Origin of the sequence: Candidatus Arthromitus sp. SFB-rat-Yit, assembly GCF_000283555.1 — a bacterium.
Lineage (GTDB): Bacteria > Bacillota > Clostridia > Clostridiales > Clostridiaceae > Dwaynesavagella.
In genome coordinates, this window is the sequence record NC_016012.1 from 1042596 (window position 1) to 1063847 (window position 21252).

Consider the following 21252-nt stretch of genomic DNA (forward strand, 5'->3'; position numbering starts at 1 on the left):
GATTTTCTAAACATGGAGGTGTATTTAGAAGTGTCTAATAAAAAGAATAAAAAAGAAATAGCTAAAAAGGCTGTTGCCTTAGGTGCTGCTCTTGGAGTTGTCGCTGGTATAGGTGCTAGCATAGGGGGAGGAGCTGAAGAGGCTCATGCTGCTAGTAGAACATCCCAAACAAGATCAACCAGAAATACAAACACTTCAACTTCTACATCAAAAAGACCAACATCAAATGCTAAGACAAGCGTATCAAAAGAAAATAGTGAAACAGAAAGCAAATCAAACCAAAACTCTAGAAATTATAGAAGCAAATTAAGCTCAACTTCAAGGAGTGGTAGTGAAGACGAATCTTCAAATAGAAGAAGAAGTAAAGCTAAAGTAATATCAAATTCTAATGCTGAAGTTGAGAATGAACAAAATGATGAAAATACTACATCAAAAAGACCTACCCCTAAATCATATAAAAGTATAGATGATAAGAAACAAAACTCAAAAGCAATAGTCGATGGGAGTAGATCATCTGCATCAACAGATGAAAGTTCATCAGGCAATAAAATTATAGTCAGAATATCAACAAAGAAATAATGTTTAAAAACAGCATTCTTATTTATAGGTTTGCTGTTTATTTTTATACAAAAACTAAAATGGAGAAGCATTAAGCTTCTCCAAAAATTAATATTTTAATCCCATTCCAACTACCATTTTCATAAATTCTTCTTCATTAATCATTCTATCCACCACGTGTTTCTTTGCATTAAATACATCTCCATTTGCATTTACAAGTGATTCATTGTTGTAAAAATCTATCCAGAATCTCAAACCTTCCTCATCCGGATCTCTATCAACAACTATAGAATAAAGTATTTCAATTAATTTATCTGTGGTATATTCAAGTTCTGAAAACTCTTTTTCCGCAAACAATAAATTAATCAAAAAATCTCTTGCTCCTATATCTTGATTATTTAATCTATTAATCCAATAATCATAACCAAGTTCGTCAGGGGCTCTTAAGAATGCTCTATCATACACATTGTATAAAAATGATTGCCTAGGATTCTCAGCTTCGAGGATTATATTTTGTATATTAAATATAATCTCCTTCCCTTCTTCTACTACAATTCTAACCTCTATTGAAGGATATTCCTTACCTGGCACAAGTCCTTCAACTCCAATATTTCCATCTTCATTAATTCGAGCAGATATTCCATCTATATCACATAATATATCCATCTCTTCTGTCAAACTTATATCTCCGAGATCAGGAATAGGAAATGCAAATTGATTACCTATTCCATCAAATCTTTCAATTTCAACAGGTTGCTCAAAAATTGTTTCATCTACAGGTTCATTCTTAATAATTTTCTCAACATAAAATTCTGTTTTGCCTGCACCTATTGTAAATTTCTCTGTAACAGGTTCTATCATAACAATATAATCTGTATCATCAGTTAAAAATTGATCTAAATTAAAACTTGTAACTGAAATTATATCTGATTCAATAGTATGAATTTTTACATATTCATCCCCAATTACAATATCAGATTCTTTCTTTTCGTTTGAGGAATCCTCATTTTCTTCACCCTGTTCTGCCTTTTTAACTGTCTTCAAATAAATGTTTAACTTATCTCCTTCTAAAAACTTTGTATTCTCTCCATAAGACCACTTAAGATCAAACGTACTTTTAGTAAATTCATCTTCATATTTCTCGCCCTCTTCAACAGTTGGCTTAATTCCTCTATACTCAAGTTCAAAATCTACAAAATAAACTTCATTAAAATATCCATGTGGATTGTAAGAAATCAACAAATCATAATCTTTTGTATTATCTGGAATCGTACACTCAAAATCAAATATTTCATTACGACTACCACTAAATATAGAATCACTATTATACTGTTTATGATCTGCCAATTTATAGAAAGTATCAACATATATATCTAAATAATCCATAACCACCATATCATTACCAAAATCAGTTTTTATTCTAAGTGTGTTACCTTTCATGGAATCTATCCTACAATTACTAAATTCTAATTTCTTTGTTCTAAACTGCATTGTTTTATCTTCAATATCATTTGCTTTCGTTTTATACGTAAGAAGAACATCATAATCCATATCTGGCAATACAGGAAGTATATTAAATTTCGTTAAATCTTCTAACTTATTACTCTCACCATGGAATGAAATTATATTAGGTTCTTTAGGATACTTATTATCACTTCGCTTCTTTACATATATTTCTACATAATCTCCATTTGCAAATATATAATCTTGTGGAGCTGCAATATTTAAAATTGCATAATACTCTGTCGTACTTTCTAATTTTATAGACGCATCTGCATGCGTTGTTTTAAATTCCACAGTCTTTTCAAATTTAACATTACTTATTGTGTAAACAAGCTTAGCTGTATAATCCATATCCATATAAGTTACAGTCCCATCACCTTTAAACACTCCGCTAACCTCAGAACCAACTTTTGAAAATGAAGATCCTGCAGGATATCCATTAACAATCTTTCTTTTAATATAAATCTCAACTTTATCTTTCTCATCAAAAGTCGTAGGTTCTCCAGATACTTTCCACTCAAAACTTACACTATTTGGTCTAATTGACGTTGTTTTAAATTCATCTATAGTAAATGAGCTAGTTTTCTGATTTTCAAATGTCTTTTCTAAAGTTTTTCTTTCTTCTGTATTTCTAACACTATATTTTTTATTAGAGCTTGAAGGTTCTTCTTCTGTTTCCTCTGTTTTTCCTGTTTCTTCAGATGAACCTCCACCTTCTACTGTTCCAGTATTTCCACTATCTTCTGAACCTTCTGTTCCAGTAGACACATCTTCACTATCTTCTGTTTCTTCTTCATCACCTTCTTCCTCTTCACTGCTGCTATCATCAGATCCTTCACCATTTTCTTGATTGTCATCACCATTTGAACCATTTCCGTCAGATAAATCTCCATTGCTTCCCGAATCTTCTCCACCTGATTCTGTTCCTCCTCCAGTCGAACCACCTCCAGTATCAGATCCGCTTCCAGATCCTCCACTACTACCGTCACCACTTCCAGATTCAATTATAGTATCTTTATCCTTTAGCTCATTTTTTGTCTTAAACTCAATCTTAAAATCATATTCTTTCTCTGGAATTAGGTATCCAATGCTCACCTCTTTTATATTTTTCAAATCAATTTGGTTTTCTCCATTACTAGCATGGATGTACTCTTTATCAGGCTCACTAGAAAAATTCTTTGCAGAACCATTTCTAAGTTTTTTAAATAATCTTATACTGTCACCTTCTTCAAACGTAAAATCTTCAGAATACTCAAGCTGAAATATAACTTCATTAACTTTTTTATCTTTAATAGAAACTTTTACCGTATTATTTTGATTGTTAGCTTCCCCAGTATTATTTGTTTCACCGTTTGAATATGATGTACCTTCAGATTGTGTTCTAACAAGTGCATTATTTTTTAAATCACCATAGCTTACATATTCTTTTCCATCTATATCATAAACAAATTTAAAATCATATTCTTTGTTTATATCTCTCCCCAAATTTAAAATACAAGATCCCAATCTGCTTAAATCTCTATTTGCATAAAATTGCGAATCATTTGGATATTCCGAATCATTCTTTTCTTTAATAAAAACTTTTAATGAATCATTACTCCCAAATCTAAAATTAGGCTCAGTTATTTCCCATCTAAGTTTAACATTTAAATTTCCATCACTATCAACTATAGGCTTGGCACTAATATTTTTAATTTCAAATGGAAGAGTTCTGAAAGTTTCATTTTTAATTATCAAAGATTCATCATATGAATTTAAAATTTCATAATCAATACTATATTCTGTATTCGTTTTCAAATTTTTATAATCAACACTATTTCCCTGAATTTGATCTTTTAAATCTATAGACCTAACTTTCTTTCTGGATAATTTATCATCCTTCTCCTCAATATAAATGTTTAACCTATCCCCGGATTTAAAATTTAAATTTTTAATGAAATCAAATTGTATAAATAAATCTCTTAAATTTTTTATCTTAATATCCGTATTAAGATTATAACAATCATTAGTCTGACCTATCTCTTTTTCAATAACTCCATCTCCAAACTTATAAGCAAGCTTTATATCATAAATAGGGGATAATTCTTTTAATTCAATAACAGTTGAGTTAACCTTTTCATCATTTATTCTAATATCTGGATCAACTGAATAATTTATATCACCCTTACCTTTGATATAAATATTAATTGAATCATTATTGATAAATTTAAAATTATTTGATGTGACATCCCATTTTAATTCAAGCTGATTATTATTAATCATTTTTGAACTCATATCCAAAATATCAAAATCTTTAGTCTTTATATGCTTATCAAATACTAAATTAACATTATCCTTTAAATTAATGACATATCTGATATCATATGTGGTAGATGGATGTAACGAAATATTATTAAACTTAAAAATATTTCTGAGATTATTTATTTCCTTCTTTGATTTCTTTATATGAAAGTCAAATCTATCTTCTTTACCTTCATCTCCAAATTTTTTACCATAAAGCTCAATTCCATTTATAAAAATCAGATTCTTTTTATCATATTTAAACATAACATCACAAGTATTAATTCCAATATTATTAACGTCAAAACTATTGTTTAAATATTTAAACTTCGAAACTTGATTAATTGTTTTAAATGATGATCTATCAATTAATGAAATTTTTATCTCATACCCAGTACCATCTTCTAACTTGTCATATATAAAAAATCGTTTATCAATTTCATTAATTTTAATTTCATTTCCAGAAATCAAATCTTTTAAACTAACTTTATTAATTTCATATCCAAATGCATCATCTACTACAATTTCAACAAAATTTCCACTCTCAACTATGTAAATAGGAACATCTATTTTATCCAGTGTATAACTTACTTTAATGCATAAATTCAAACACAATATTACAAAAAAAACAAACCTAATCATCATTTTAAATAAACTCTTCACACAAACTAACCCCCTACCGAATTTATTAAAAGCATAGATATTAGTTTTAAAAATTTTTAATAATTTATTCATATTCACAAAAAAAGAGAGCCTAAAACCAAATGGTCAAAGCTCTCTTAATTTTATGTTATATCATCTATTATGATAGTACCATTTCCATCAATGTTATTACCTAAATTTTTATTTGATAATATCAAATTAGGCTTATCAAAATTTATAGTTTTTATATCTGATTTAATATCTTCGTTAGAAATTAAAATATCATAATCATCTTTAGTTAAAACATTTTTTATATAATCCTCATCAAACGCAATAACATTACTTGATAAATTAAACTCCTCATATAGAAAATTTTTCAAATTCCTCGCAAGTTCTATATAGTTGTCATCAGAATAAGTAACAATCTTTAAATTCATCTTATCTTCAAAATTATATTTTTCAAACTCTTTTTTCAAATACTCTGTATTAAATTTGTACTTATTTAAACCATCTCCAGTAATGCCATTTATATGTCTTATATCTTTAACATCAACTATAAAATTTAAAAAGTTCCCTTTATCAATCTTATTATCTTCAATTTTAACTATATTTCCTTCTTCATCTTTCTGCTCATCTTCAATTTTTGTTGAAACCTCTGCACTCCCATCATCAACATCCAACTCATCATTTATATACTCATCTAAATCAAAACTCATTTTTGACTCTTCATTATGTACATAATAAATTTGATCAGAATCAAAATAATCTGAAACACAATTGTATGCCATATCAAGTACAAAATTTAATTTACCCGATTTATAAGATTCAAGAGCAAATTCACGAGTTGGAAATACTTCAATCACAACTTCCCTATCTTTAAGCACAGAATATAACTTTCCGTTTACTGCCTTGTAATTATTCAAATAGTAGTATTCATTTGGTGATAATACTATTTGCAAATTACCATTATAATCCTCCTTAACAGAAGATATTTTATATGCTCCCGAATAAGATATGTACTCATAAAAATCTTTGTAATTATATAAATATTTAAAATTCTCTCTCAAAGAAAATTTGTCCTTTGTTAAATTTTTCAAAAACATTTCATCTCTTTGTTTAAGTTTAATAACAAGAACATCATCTTTTAAAGCTTCAATACCAACTTGTTCAAAAAGTATGTTCCCTTTATAGTATTCCTCCACACCAACAATAAACTTCAATTCATCATAATAAAATTTATCTTTGTCTTTATCTAAAATATCTTTGAAAAAATTCACAAAATCTTGAGATCTTATTGGATTTCCTGTACTCATGTACGCATCATTTCTTATATAAAATCTATACTCAAGTCCATCACTAGAAACCGTATATCTTTCTGCAATCCCAGATGAAATATTTCCATCAGCTGTAAGATTCACAAGACCTTCAAACAAATTTCCAAGCATAACATTACTAACGTAATCATCATTAGAAAGATAAACCAAATTTTCAGGAATATTTACAACTCCAATACTCAAACTTGGTTTATCCAAAATAATATCTTTTTCTTGAAAAATATTAAACACTAAATTAAAAACTAGAAAGGCTATTAATAAAATTATCTTAATTACCCTCATAAAACACCTACTAAAATTTTAAAATATATAAGGATAATTCCATATTTTGTATTTTATATTCCTAGTTTTTTAGTAATCTTATTAAATTCATCTTCAGAAATTGTATTTACATTTAATTCCTGTGCCTTCAATAATTTGCTCCCAGAATTTTCACCATATATCACATAATCAGTCTTTTTACTAACAGAATCTGAAATTATAGCACCAAATCTTTCTAAAAGATCCTTAATCTCTTTTCTCGATAAATTTTGAATCGTTCCCGTAACAACAACTCTCTTCCCGTTAAATAAATTATCTTTTACTTCAACATCTTTTTCATATTTAAACTTTATTCCAAGTTCAATTAATCTTTTAATCTCTTCCTTTACTCCCTCATTATTCAAAAATTTAAATATATCATCTAAAATAACGTCACCAATTCCATATATTTTATCAAGTTCTTCACGACTCACATTCATTATTTTATCAAGCGTCTTAAACTCTTTTACTATGTCCTTTGAAGTTTTAAGTCCAACATTTTTAATACCAAGTGCATAAATAAAATTATACAAATTACATTCTTTACTCTTATTAATAGACCTTAAAATATTATTTGCCTTCTTCTCCTTAACTTTATCAAGGGTCACAAGATCTTCAAATGTTATCTTATAAAGATCAGAGATCCTTTTGACGCATAATTTTTCATAAAATTGTTCAGCAAGTTTTTCACTGAAACCTTCAATATTCATCGCATCTCTCGAAGCAAAGTGGACAATAGACTTAATAATTTGAGGTCTACAAGAAATTGTGTTTGTACAATAAAGATGTACTCCTTCACGACTTAAAGGAAACTTACACGAAGGACAAACATCCGGTATATCTATCTCTTTCAAATTTCCGCAAGAAAAACCTTTAATAATCTCCGGAATAACATCATTTGATCTCCTAATTAATACATCGCAATTAAGTTTAACATTTTTTCTAACAATATCATCTATGTTGTTTAACGTCGCACGCTTTATTGTTATTCCCGAAATATCAACAGGTTCAAGTATTGCTGTTGGTGAAACCCTTCCACTTCGTCCAACATTCCACTCTACGTTAATAAGTTTTGTTTTCACTTCTTCAGCTTCAAATTTATATGCTATAGAAAATTTTGGATGTTTAACCGTATATCCCAGTATTTCTCGTAAATTCAGCTCATTTATAGAAACCACGACACCATCAATATCATAATTTAAATTTTCCCTTAATGACTCGATCCTTTTTATTTCTTCCTTGACCTCATCAATTGTATTACACAATTTAAATTCAGGACACTTGAACTTATTGTGACTTAAAAAATTTAATATTTCAAAATATGTAGAAAATTTTCCATCATTATAATATGCAACATCATAAATAAATGTATTTAGTTTCCTCTTCTTCGTTTCACTCACATCTAAATTTCTCAAAGCTCCTGCTGCACCATTTCTTAGATTTTTAAGAGGTGTATCTGAGGTCTTATTATATTTTTCAAACTCATCTTTGGTCATTATGACCTCTCCACGTATTTCAAAATTTCCCATGTCATCTATTGATAATGGTATACTTTTTATAGTTTTTGCTTGCTCTGTTACATTCTCCCCAATCTCACCTGTTCCTCTTGTAGCTGCCTTTATAAATTCCCCGTTTTCATAAACAAGATTTATACTTACTCCATCAAATTTTTGTACAACTATATATGAATGGGGATTTAAATTATTTTCATTTGACAGATTTATATTTTTCTTGTGCCACATATCTAAACTTTCAAATGATGTAACCTTATCAAGACTCCACATTCTCGCTTTATGTACTGACTTTTCAAATTTATCTAAAATTATATCTCCAACTCTTTGAGTGGGCGAATTTTTCAAGACATAGTTACTCTCTTTTTCAAGCTTCTTAAGTTCATCATAAAGCTTATCATATTCCTTATCCTCAATTTTAGGATTATCAAGAACATAGTACTCATAAGAACATTCATTCAAATATAGGACAAGTTCGTGTATCCTTTTTATTTTATATTCCAAAAATCCCCTCTCCTAATCTTAAATAAATTCAATCGGTGCATTATTCAATCCAAGTTTCTTAATTCCATTATTATCAAAAGCAACCACAATTTTTGGACTTTCGGTATCCTCCTCAACTCTAACGATCACACCCAAACCAAAATTTTTGTGTTTGATCTTCATTCCCGCTCTAACATCATCTTTTGAAACATTATTATATTTTTTGGGAGAATCACTAACAAGTGGATTATAATTAAATTTCCCAAAACTTTTTGATGGCATAGACTCACAAATATTAATTTCTTCACCCCTAAAATCAATATTTAATAATAAATTACTTGGAACTTCTCCCAAAAATTTAGATTTAGTTCTAAACCCTGTTTCACCATAAACCATTCTCATGTTTGCATATGTAAAATAAAGTATATCTTTCGCTCTTGTTATTCCAACATAGCAAAGCCTTCTTGATTCTTCCATTTCATCAATATCATCAAAGCACTTATTACTTGGAAAAATTCCATTTTCCATACCAACCATAAACACAACAGGAAATTCCAATCCTTTCGAAGAATGAATTGTCATAAGTGTAATTGAAGAAGATTTTTCATCATATTTATCAATTTCACTAACAAGCATAATATTTTCAAGAAAATCTTCAATATTTCCATCAATATTCAATTGTTCAAAATTAACAGCCGCATTTATAAACTCCTGAATATTTTCAAAACGTGTATCTATATCAGAATCCTTAGATTTTTTTAAAGCATCAATATATCCAATTTTATCAATCATTAAACGAATAAACTCTGAAGGTTTTAAATCAATATATTTTCTAATCTCCTCAATAGATTTAGCAAAATTCTTTATGATATCTTGGGTTCTAAGACTAATTGTTGCAATTTCAGCACATGCAACCATCGCATCAAACAAACCAATTCCATTTCTTTCAGCATATTCCGATAATTTATACAAAGTTGTATCTCCAATGCCTCGTTTAGGTTCGTTTATAATTCTTCTAAGACTTATCTCATCACTCGGATTAACTATTGTTTTTATATACGCAATTATATCCTTAATTTCCTTTCTTTCATAGAAACGCATAACACCTACAAGCTTATACGGTATTTGATTTTTAACGCATATTTCCTCAAACATTCTTGATTGAGAATTTGTTCTATATAAAATTCCAAAATCTCTATATTCATATCCCTTTGATTTAATAAGTCTAAAAATTTCGTTAATAACAAACAACGCTTCTTCTTCTGCGTTACTTGCTCTAAATAATTTAATTTTATCTCCTTCATTATTTATTGCTTTTAAAATTTTCTTCTTTCTTCTTACATTATTTAAAATCACTTTGTTTGCGGCATCTAATATAGTAGACTTAGACCTATAATTCTTCTCAAGTTTAATAACCTTTGTATTTTTATAATCCTTTTCAAAATCCAAGATATTATTTATATCTGCACCCCTCCACTGATAAATACATTGATCATCATCACCAACAACACAAATATTTTTGTTCATATCAGCGAGCATCTTAACCAAGTAATACTGAGAATAATTTGTATCCTGATACTCATCGACCATAATATACTTAAATTTTGATTGATAGAAACTCAAAATTTCTGGATGTTTTTCAAATAATTCAATCGTTTTAAAAATTAAATTATCAAAATCAAGAGAATTGTTCTCAAATAATTTCTTCTCATAAACCTCATAAATTTGTGCAACAAGCCTTTCTCTATAATCAAAAGCATTTGAAATAGCTTCATCTGGTTTTATAAACTGATTTTTATAGTTAGAAATCTTCCTTAAAACTTCTGATGGATCAATATTATCTTGATTAATTTTAAGAATATCCATGCACTGTTTTACAAGAGCCTTTTGATCTGGAAAATCATAAATAGTAAATGAACTTGTATAACCAAGATTACCAATTTCCCTCCTCAAAATACGAACACATAAAGAGTGAAAAGTCGATATCCACATATTTTCAGAAATTTCTCCAATTAGAGAACGAACCCTGTCTTTCATTTCTTTTGCTGCCTTATTTGTAAAAGTGATAGCAAGTATTTGATAGCTATTAATACCTAAATTTTTTATCATATGAGCGATTCTGTATGTAATCGTTCTAGTCTTTCCAGACCCCGCACCAGCTAAAATAAGTAATGGTCCATCAACACTTGTAACCGCACTATATTGTTCCTCATTTAATAACTCCCTTAATTCCATAACCTACTCTCCTAAACCATTTTTAATAAATTAATCTCTTCTACAGTTAAATGCCTATACTCTCCCTCTTTCAAACTTTCATCAAGTTTTAAACCGCCAAACTCTATTCTCTTTAAATATGTAACCAAAAATCCAAATGTTTCAAACATTCTCTTAATTTGATGAAATTTCCCTTCAGTTAAAATGAGTTCACACTCTGACCCATCATTATGAACCTTAAGTATTTTTAACTTTGCTGACTTGCACTTAACACCATCTTCTAAAACTACTCCATCATTAAATATTCCAATAAATGAATCGTTTAAACATCCATCCACTCTAACAAAATATTTCTTTTCAACATGACGTTTAGGAGATAAAACCCTGTGGCACATATCTCCATCATTTGAAATAATTAAAAGTCCAACCGTGTCTTTATCAAGCCTTCCTATTGGATATGGCCCAAGAATTTTATCTTCTTCACTCACAATTTCCAAAACCGTCCTATCAAATTTATCAAAAGTTGCTGAAACAAATCCAGGAGGTTTATTCATCATCAAATAAACAAACTCTGTATACAAAACCTCCTCACCATTCACACAAACTTTATCCTTCTTTATATCAATATGTACAGATGGCTTGTCTGCAATTTCTCCATTAACACTAACACTATTTTGCCGTATCAATTTGTGAACTTCCTTCCTACTACCATATCCATTATTCGCAATAAATTTATCTAACCTCATCATAAGTTCATTACTCCTATTTATTTCTAAACAATATTTTACTACAACAAAGATAATTTTTTAATAAAAAAATAAAGCAGCCAATAAAGCTACTTTAAAAACCATTATTATAATAGTGAATAATATTTGTAACGTGTACACGAGTTTCTTTAGGAAGCATAGAAACATCTTCCAAAGATCTAAATCCACTTTTGTCAAGAGCATTTCCACCACAATTATAAGCTGCAACTGCCTTAACTATATCTCCACTATATCTATCTATCATTCCTTTTAAATGTTTAGTACCTGCATCAACATTTTCATAAATATTATACGGATCTTGAACATTAAACTTTTTTATAGTATTTGGCATAATTTGCATAAGTCCAATAGCTCCAGCATGAGAAACACATTTAGGATTAAAATTTGACTCCTGCTTAATAAGAGATCTTATAAGCTTGTCATCAACTCCATATTTTTCAGAAGCTATCATTATTGCATTATCCACATCACTATGTACTTCACCTTTACATTTATCCTTTTCTAAATCATGATCAATTTCAATGCATTCAAAATTATTAGTTATATTGATTTTATAACCTTTCTTTTGTAAACAAAATTGATTCACCTCATTTTCAGCACCAACCACAACATGATCATGATGAATTATACTTGATGCCAAAGGACTATGTACATTATTGAAAATCACTTGTGATATCAGAAGTCCGACGGCACAAGCTACTTCAATGCTCTTAGCACCCATATATAAAAAATTCCTCCTAAATAATTTTTGTTAGTTTACTCATTTAGGAGGAATTTATTCATTTACTTTCAGGTCACATTAAATTCATATATATCATAATCTTCATAGTTACAAGTCTTATATTCACTCTTTGTAAGAACAAGTAACTTATATTGTCCTTCTTTAAATGGGATAAAGCTATAAGTATTCTTTCTACTATAAGCTTGTACTCTTCTCCACTCACCTTGCTCCATCAAATAAAATTCATATCCAATATCTCGTCCACCTTTTGTATTTACAACAAAGAATATTGAATTATTGACGAACAAATACTCATCTTTAACTTCACAAATAATTTTCGTATTCATAATTGGAAGCGAATCTTGAACATATATACGAGCTTCCTTCAAAGAATCATATTCTAATTTTGAATTTTTATTTTTAGCCATAACGGAAAGTGTATACTTTCCCTTAACCGTTGGAACATAATCAAACGATGTGTCGTTAATAAATTGAGTTTCAACTATAACCTGATCATCAATAGACAAAACATATTTAAATAACGTTTGTTTAGTGTTCTGTGCAATCAAGCTAAATATTATCGGTTCTCCTACAACATAGCACTCTTGTTTTTTATAAAGAATATAATCTATTTTTGCCGGATAATAATCCCATACTTTAAAATGAAGTATTGTTGAAGCATCATACTCCTGCACCGAAAACATATCCTTAACTCTTATCTCAAGCTCATAGTATCCCTTCTCTTGAGGCATAAAAGTCAAAAAATTCTTATCACTATACTCTATATATCCAACTTCTTTATTCTCTTTTGTAATTATAAAACTATATTGTAATTTTAATCCACCTTCAGCTTTAACAATAATTCCTATAGGCTTATTCTTAACGTGTTTGTTGTACGAATCTATTTGTACATCTAAAATTTTAACTACTTGAGAAATATAAGGCAATACGTCAAAATTCATTTCGCCATAAACATCGTAACCTTGTGGCGTACTCTCATCTTTTACATAAACCTTAACATTATAATTCCCAGAAATTTTTGGTACCCATTGATAAAAATTTTCCCTTAGATAACCACTCTCTTCAATAAAATGTTCATCATCACTGCTTGGACCATTTATTACATATTTGTACAATAAAGTTTTTCCACCTTCAACCTGTATATTAAAGTTTATTGGATGCCCTGTGTAATGTGGAGAACTTAAATTTGCAGATAGTTCTATTATTTTTATCTCATTATACGGCTTAACATCGTATATAATAATAGCTCTATCATCATAATTATTTATAGAATAAAGATCCTTAACAAGTACAAGCAACCTAAATTTACCATGTCTATTTTCAATAAACGAAACAATACTCTTGGTTGAATAATCTTGTATTACTTCTACCTTACCTTCCTCATCAACCACCAAGAATTTATACAAAACTGTTTTATTTTCTTCATTATTTATATCACATTGAAATATTAGTTCCTCACCTGAAATAAGTTCTTTACTTAAACTTTTCAAAGATAATATCTCAATCTTTCCAACATCATTAACGCTAAATTTTATTGTTGCAAAATCATCAAAATTATTTTCAGAATCTTGCTTTTTACACTGCACAAGTATTTCTTTTTCACCAATTTCATTTAAAGTTAAAATAAGCTTATCGTCATATGTATAATCTTTAAGTAATTCCCATCCATATTGACCATTTATCCAAAATTTATAAAGACTTGGTGAATATGATGAGTCAACACTCAAAACCAATTGTTCCCCAACTGAATAACTATCTTTATCTAAATGCACTGACTTTATTATTTTTTCATCTTCAATGTCTTTGCCGATTATATAATTTTCCCTAGCTATATAATCAAACGCCTTCTTGCTCGAAATTTTTTTAGCCTGAACCATAACTATATAATTACCATATTCCGAAGGAACCCATACAACTTCTTTTTGAGTAGAGAAATCTTGTATAGTATACCATACTCCATTAATTCCTACGCAAAATCTATATACCAATTCCTCATCTAATCCCGAAACCTTTATATTTATTGGCACATCTTTATCCTGTGGAGAGGCTAAGCTAAAATCCATCAATAATTCATTCACGGTTTATCCCCCTTGCGGCACGTAAGCATAAATCTAACCATCATATTTTTATCATATTTCTTAAAATTTTAAATTAATTTTACTAAAAATTATAATATATTTAGGTAAATTATACTTTATTTAATGTCATGTATTCAACTATAAACATACTAAATTTACCAAAATTTAGTATTATAATTATTTAAATATATTTTGATTGTAAAAATCACCTTCCATTTGCAATTTTTCATAAATATTTGAAATTCCATCTTCCAAATCTATATTTATAGATTTTTCACTTACAGCTTTAATCATTTGATTATATTTTTTACATTCTTCAAGTTTTAAAATTAAAGTTTCTTTATACTTTTTAGATTTTAAAAATTTTTCATTTTCGTATATGTTCTCAAATTTTAATATTTCATCTTCATATTTGTGTTCTATAACATCTAAATAATTTATCTTAAACTTCAAAAAATCTTCTTTTGAAAATCTATGAATATATGTTAATGCATTAATTCCATTATTCTTCCCTGAACAAAATTCAAAATAAATTGGGCATTTATTATAAATTTTTGAGTGAGTCTTAAAAAAATCTTTCAAAAAATAATTAACAATGTTCTCCCTATAACTTCCACTTTTAAAACCAAGAGAAGTGCAAATAAATTTTAAATTCTCATCAACACATTCTCTATCGAAAATAACTTCTAAAAATTTCAAAAGCAAATTATAAATATCATTTCCAAAATATTCTTCTGTTGAAATTATAACAAGATTATCCTTTTCTGGGTAAAATCTTCTATAACTTCTCTTAAAAATATCATCTACATTATCTATAACTTTTTCATAGTCTAGTGAATACCTTCCAAACACACATCCAACAAAATAACTCAAAAAGCTTTCAACAAATTTTTTCTCATCAATCTTTCTTATAGAAACATTTCCATCTTCAACTTCATGCGAAACTTCATCTGTAAATCCATAAATTTCTTTAAAAATAATGTTCATCTTCTCTTCATTTCTTTTGACTTCTTCAAACATAATTTCAATTTCTCTATAAAAATTCTCATATGAATCCCTAAGTCTTCCACTTATCCTAAACTCAATTGAAGGATGAGTTTTAAAATCCCAAGACGTTTCATAAAAATCCCATTCCTTTTTGCAAAGATAAATATTTCTATTAGCAAGCCTTGTTATATCATCCAAATACAAATCATTAATAATAATTGGAAGATCTCCAATATTTCCAATCTGAAAATTAACCGTAGGAGCTATAGAAGACAATAAATAAAAGCAAACATTTGAACACAAAAAAGCTAAAATATATTTTTCATACTTTTGATCTGGAAATAATGAAGATCCTGAAACATCAAAAATAAATCCATAGTCTTTATACCTAACACCAAAATTTTTAAAGCCAAATAGTGACCATGTAATTCCTTTTTTAAAATAATACTTTCTATTTTTAATCACAAACTCCGGATCACTTATTCGAGGATATTTTGACCTCACAAAATTTATGAGATTCTCACCAGCATTCTCATATTTAATTATGTACTCATTGTTGCCATACCACTTCCTATAATCTCCCCCTTTGTTGTATGGAAACCATTTTTTATCTATTTCCTTTACATCGTCATGATTTTTTGAACAAAATTCTATATCACTCTTGTTCAGTTCATACCAATACCTAACAAAAGTTTTATTGTCAGTTGTTGCCATTCCTTGTTTTGGTTCAAAATATTCCTTAAGAGGTTTATGCTCTCTAAAAATTTCTCTCGCCCTCTCGCTTATCCAATAATTTATTGGAGATCCTGGGACATCATCAAATGATCTTAATTTTATTTTTGAATTCCTATTTTGAGATATTGGAAAATTAAACGGCTCTCCACTCGCATTAATATCCTCATATTTAATATAATTGTAAACCCCTTCATAATCTTTAATTGCCTTCTTTTTAAATATTGTCGCACTCGTTCCAAAAGCAATTGACATTACATTATTATCCATGTGAAGAAGTGAAACTATTGTATTTTTATCTGAAATAGATTTTCTGAGTTTCTCAAACTTATAAAGGAACATCCATGATTGCATAGTAAGCATTACGTTGAATCCATTATCGTGCGTTAACTCAAACCCTCTTTCAATAAACACAGAAAATAAATCCATCTTACTATTTGGATAATTCTCTTTTAAATAAAGTGTGAGCTTCTCCCCCATTCCCCGACTACTCATATACGGAGGATTTGTCACAACAATATGATACTTACTGCTTAAGAGCTTTGAGAGATTAATTAAATTTTTCATACACTCAAGCTCTTCTTCATTTAAATATGGATACACAAGATCTCCTATTAAATCAAAATCAAGTTTTTTCACAGATAACAGCGATCCATATTCTTTTGAATCCTTAAAAGAATCTAATATGTATTTAACATCACAAAATTTATCATTATCGAGAATACTCGCCTTCGCAAGAACACTCTCATATATTTCATTGCTCTCAATAATTGGATAAAGATTAAATTTAATATTTCTACTCTTAAAAAATTTTCTAGACTTACTTCTACCTTTCATCATAAGAGCAAAATATGCAAGCTCATAAGCTCTATCATCAACATCAATACCGAACAAATTATTTTCAAATATTAAATAAGGAATTTCACTTTCCATATACCCATATTCCTTATAGATTTCAAAAAGGAGATCAAATGCGTAAACCAAAATATGACCGCTACCCATACAAGGATCAATTATTTTTATATCTTTAGGTAAAATATTTTTAAAATCCGCATTCCCAATCTCAGCATCAACAAAATATTTAAGTTCTACTGGAAATTCACTCTCGCCACTATTTTCTATGTAAAACCTACCAAGAGAATTTTCAACCATATACTTAACAATCCACTTAGGTGTGAAAATTTGAGTTACTGAAGGTATGTTTTCTTTAGATATTTTTATATTTTGTTTAAGCCTTTTAAAAATTTCATCCTTCTTCTCTGTTATGTAATACTGATAAAGCCAACCAATAATCTCAACATTATCAAAAAAATACTTTTCATCGATATCATCTATAATTCTCCTAAGGAAGCTATTTTCATTAGAAAGATTAACTGGAAAAATCAAATTTCTATAATCGTTTGTATTTTTAAAAATTCCCGGTAAAATTTCATTTAAAGCATTGCACTGCTCAATAAATAAATATTTGAATAATTCATCAGCCTTATTTTCACTTTTAAGTCTTAAAATATATTCCCTATCAACATAAAAATCCAAATCATCAAAATATGTAACTATATCAGGATCAATCTTACTTCTATTTAAAGATGACAACACACGAATTCCAGATGGAATATAATTATTAATTTCCATAAATCTTATAGCAATTACACGATTAAACCAAGTATAGGCTCCCTCCTCAACAATAGAATCAAACCCTCTTTCATTGATTTTCCTAACTAAGATTTCTCTTTTCTCTATATCTTGTCCAAAAATTCTATATACCTTATCTTCCCCTATTTTAAAATCTTCATATTCATTACCATACCTTACACCTTCTTGTATGTAATCTTTGGTTATTCCAATTAAAAGTAACCTATCACTTACCTCCTTTATTAAACTTTTTCTGGCCCAAATAGCAAAATTTTTAACTACATTTTTATTCATTAATGGTTCCTCTATCTTTTAAAAATATACTTTCCATCTTAACCCCATAGCTATCAAATAAACTAGTACATTTTTTAAGCTTCTCTTTTAAATCAATCAACAAACTTTCATCTATAAATTTTGAGATTTCACTATCTAAAAATTTACCAATAGATTTTATTGTTTGTTGCAAATATAAATTATGTACTTGATAAAAGTCATCAATATATCCTCTCAATTCTGCAATACTGCTATATAAAGATTCACTATTTAAAATATTTTTAATTTTGAATGCACACTCACACACATCAATTTTATCAACAATAAAATTCTTATCCTTATCAAAAATTTCTACAACTGCAACACCTTTTTTAAATATTTCAAGTTGAACACTTGTATAAAAATTATAAACAAGTTCAAATTTATCAAACTTTCGTAATATATAATCCTCATCTATATCATGTAAATTCCCATCTTTAACCTGAAATGTAAAACTTTCAAATTTATTTATAAATTGAGTATTTAAATACACACCATTATTTTTTGAAATATTTTTAACCAACTTAATACGGTGCAAAATCTCATTAAAATCATCACATGAACTTATCTTAAGTTCATCAAAAGTATTAACAAAATATTTTTTATCAAATATTTTTTCAAATAATTTTTTGTAAATATTAAATTTACATTTCTCTCCATAATCCAAAAAATTAATAATAATTTTATTTAAGCTCGATCTAGATAATATAAATTCTTCAAGTTTATTAAGACTGTATTCACATGATAACTTTCCTTCTTTTACAAGATACAGAATGCCAAACAAAACATCATTTTTATTAAACCCATACGGTATTTGCTTAAAATGAAAAATAACATCAGAAATGTTCATTTCTCTAGAATCTATCAAAAATTTCTCAAGTTCTTGTATAAATAGAGAATTACAATTTAATATTTCACTTAATATCTTATTATTATTTAACGCTTCAACTATATCTCTCGGAGAATCCAAAATTTTATCAACATAAAACAATTTATTGAACCTACATGATATAAGTTCATTTAATGCTAATCTAAAAATTTCATTTATGCTCGAGGAATTTTTACATAACATTTCTCCATTTACAAATATTTTGGAATTTTTAATCCCATCAAGTATCAAAACTTTAACCCTCTCTAAACGATTAAAATGTTCAATTTCCTTTTGATTAATAATTTCAAAAAATGATTCTTTATAAAAATCTTTATTATATTTCAAAAACTTATCTAACTTTAAATATAAGTTTATCTCTTCAATTAAATTTTTATCGTCATCTAAATAAACAATAACATTGTTTTCTATAATTGATGTTACTCTTATCAAATCCAAATTAAAATTCTCATCATAATTAGTCATAAGAATTTTAATTCCAATTAGATTTGACTTTGAAACTTTGTACTCCATATTATCAAACAATTGATTAATTCCAAAATAATTCTTACCTCGATACTTAAATTTAGTAATTCCTATAATCTCATCAAATATTTCCCTACACAATAAATCATTTATATCGTGCGAATTAACATTGCTTCTAATAATTTTATAATTTATATCTCTCTCATTCTTCGATAAAAAATAAAATTTATCCCCATCTCTATTAACAAACCCCTCATTGATAAGTTTAGATAAAGAGTTTTTAACTTTATTTAACATACTCTGCTCTAAACTAATATCAGAAATAATTAATGATAATATAGTATCAATGTTCCCAACTAAATTCGGAACATATTTAATAAGAAATAATACCTTTAATATATTGATATCAAATTCATCAAGCATCGTATAATCTTTCAAAATCAAAAATATGTACTGGTGATTATAATCAATGAAATCACTAATCGCATCATAAAACATATAAAATGGAACAACACAATTAATATCATTATCTTTAAAATTAATTAATACTTTCTGAAAACAATTTATAAGACTTCTTTCACCTTTTGATATATCTCTGCTTATAACATTGTTTTTCATCATATAAAATATAATTTCTCTTAAAAGCTCAAGTTGATAAGGCAGAAAAGGATAATACCTCATAAAACTATCTTTGTTTATACTATTTTGATTATTGGTAATACTCAATTCCGATCCAAACTTTGTCTTTATAAAGAATTTTTTCTCATCGTAAAATTCTTCTATCAAACTTTTAAACTCATCTTTCTTAACTAAAAGTCTATTACACAAAACTTCTCCTATATTAACACTCGATAAATAGAATTTATTTTTAAACCTACTCTGTATTTTTGAAAAATCATATTTCTTATTACTTACCATGTCTAAAATATCAACATGACTTGTAACAATTACAAACGCCCTTCCTAAACATTTAATAGAAAGTTCTTCAACAATCGTTTGGAGATTTAAAATTTTATTTACATCATCAGCTATAAATTGTGAAACCTCATCTACCATAAATACAATGCTATGATCTTCACCATTTTTATTTAAGTAATCATTAACCTTCCGAGCAAAATTGTCAATATTCATCTTATAATTCTTCTCAATATTTAAAAAATACTCTTGTGCTACATCTAAACCAAAATTCTTACAAACACTTAACGCTTTAACTAACTGTTCATTATAAAAGTAAAACTTATCTCTTCCTTCCTCCCAACTTACATTTGAAATCTTTAAAAACTCTTCTTTAAAATCATCAAAAATATTTTCGTCAGATAATTGTTCCTCAAGTTCACATATAAATCCATAGCGAGAAGAAAACCCTCTCATAGCATTAAACTCATTAACAAAAACATCAAGCATTGACTCCTCTTTAATATTTTTTGAATCTATATTGAAAATAATAACATCCTTAGAAATACCCGCTACAAATTCAAGTTCATTTTTAATTAATCCCAAGCACTCATTATTCTTAATTAATAAATCCAAATTAATTTTCTTAAGTATATAATACAAAATCTTAAGAAAATGTGACTTACCACTACCAAAGAATCCTGAAATCCAAAATCCAATTGCATCATTTTTCATAACAAAAGAATTTTTATAAGTATCAATAAACTTTTCTATGTACCCAAAAATCTCCTGAGTAATAACATACTCATCTATCTCAACTATCTCTTTCCCTATATTTTCGGAAACTTTAACTACACTTTGTATATTCCTACCTACATCTTTAACAAAAATATCTTTGATAAACATATTACACCCCAAAAAATAGCAAC

At 27.7% G+C, this 21252-nt stretch carries 10 protein-coding genes; 1 reads left to right on the forward strand and 9 read right to left on the reverse strand.

Annotated elements, in window-relative coordinates:
• Positions 1-30 precede the first annotated feature (30 nt).
• A complete protein-coding gene (locus RATSFB_RS04905) occupies positions 31-579 on the forward strand; it encodes a hypothetical protein (protein WP_044035567.1) in 549 nt (182 codons plus the stop codon).
• 87 nt (positions 580-666) lie between these two features.
• On the opposite strand, the gene RATSFB_RS04910 is transcribed toward RATSFB_RS04905, so the two are convergent.
• The 9 genes from RATSFB_RS04910 to brxC all read right to left on the reverse strand — a co-directional run bounded on the left by RATSFB_RS04910 (position 667) and on the right by brxC (position 21229).
• A complete protein-coding gene (locus RATSFB_RS04910; protein ID WP_044035568.1) occupies positions 667-5004 on the reverse strand; it encodes a DUF4214 domain-containing protein in 4338 nt (1445 codons plus the stop codon).
• Positions 5005-5126: 122 nt separating this feature from the next.
• Positions 5127-6599 carry an ABC transporter substrate-binding protein gene (locus RATSFB_RS04915; protein WP_014094941.1) on the reverse strand — a complete coding sequence of 491 codons (1473 nt, stop codon included), beginning with the start codon at positions 6597-6599 and terminating at the stop codon, positions 5127-5129.
• Positions 6600-6652: 53 nt separating this feature from the next.
• Positions 6653-8632: an NAD-dependent DNA ligase LigA gene (gene ligA, locus RATSFB_RS04920; protein ID WP_014094942.1), complete on the reverse strand. Its 1980-nt coding sequence runs from the start codon at positions 8630-8632 to the stop codon at positions 6653-6655.
• 18 nt (positions 8633-8650) lie between these two features.
• Positions 8651-10846, reverse strand: coding sequence for an ATP-dependent helicase (locus RATSFB_RS04925; protein ID WP_014094943.1), 2196 nt, complete (start codon positions 10844-10846; stop codon positions 8651-8653).
• Between the two features lie 11 nt (positions 10847-10857).
• On the reverse strand, positions 10858-11574 hold the full coding sequence (locus RATSFB_RS04930; protein WP_014094944.1) for a pseudouridine synthase: 717 nt from the start codon (positions 11572-11574) through the stop codon (positions 10858-10860).
• Between the two features lie 91 nt (positions 11575-11665).
• Complete coding sequence (locus tag RATSFB_RS04935; RefSeq protein ID WP_014094945.1) at positions 11666-12313, reverse strand: lytic transglycosylase domain-containing protein; 648 nt, start codon at positions 12311-12313, stop codon at positions 11666-11668.
• 68 nt (positions 12314-12381) lie between these two features.
• A complete protein-coding gene (locus RATSFB_RS04940) occupies positions 12382-14412 on the reverse strand; it encodes a triple tyrosine motif-containing protein (RefSeq protein ID WP_014094946.1) in 2031 nt (676 codons plus the stop codon).
• Positions 14413-14589: 177 nt separating this feature from the next.
• Positions 14590-18057: a BREX-1 system adenine-specific DNA-methyltransferase PglX gene (pglX, locus tag RATSFB_RS04945; protein ID WP_014094947.1), complete on the reverse strand. Its 3468-nt coding sequence runs from the start codon at positions 18055-18057 to the stop codon at positions 14590-14592.
• Positions 18050-21229: a BREX system P-loop protein BrxC gene (brxC, locus tag RATSFB_RS04950; RefSeq protein WP_014094948.1), complete on the reverse strand. Its 3180-nt coding sequence runs from the start codon at positions 21227-21229 to the stop codon at positions 18050-18052. Before brxC ends, pglX begins: the two co-directional genes overlap by 8 nt.
• Between the last annotated feature and the right edge of the window lie 23 nt (positions 21230-21252).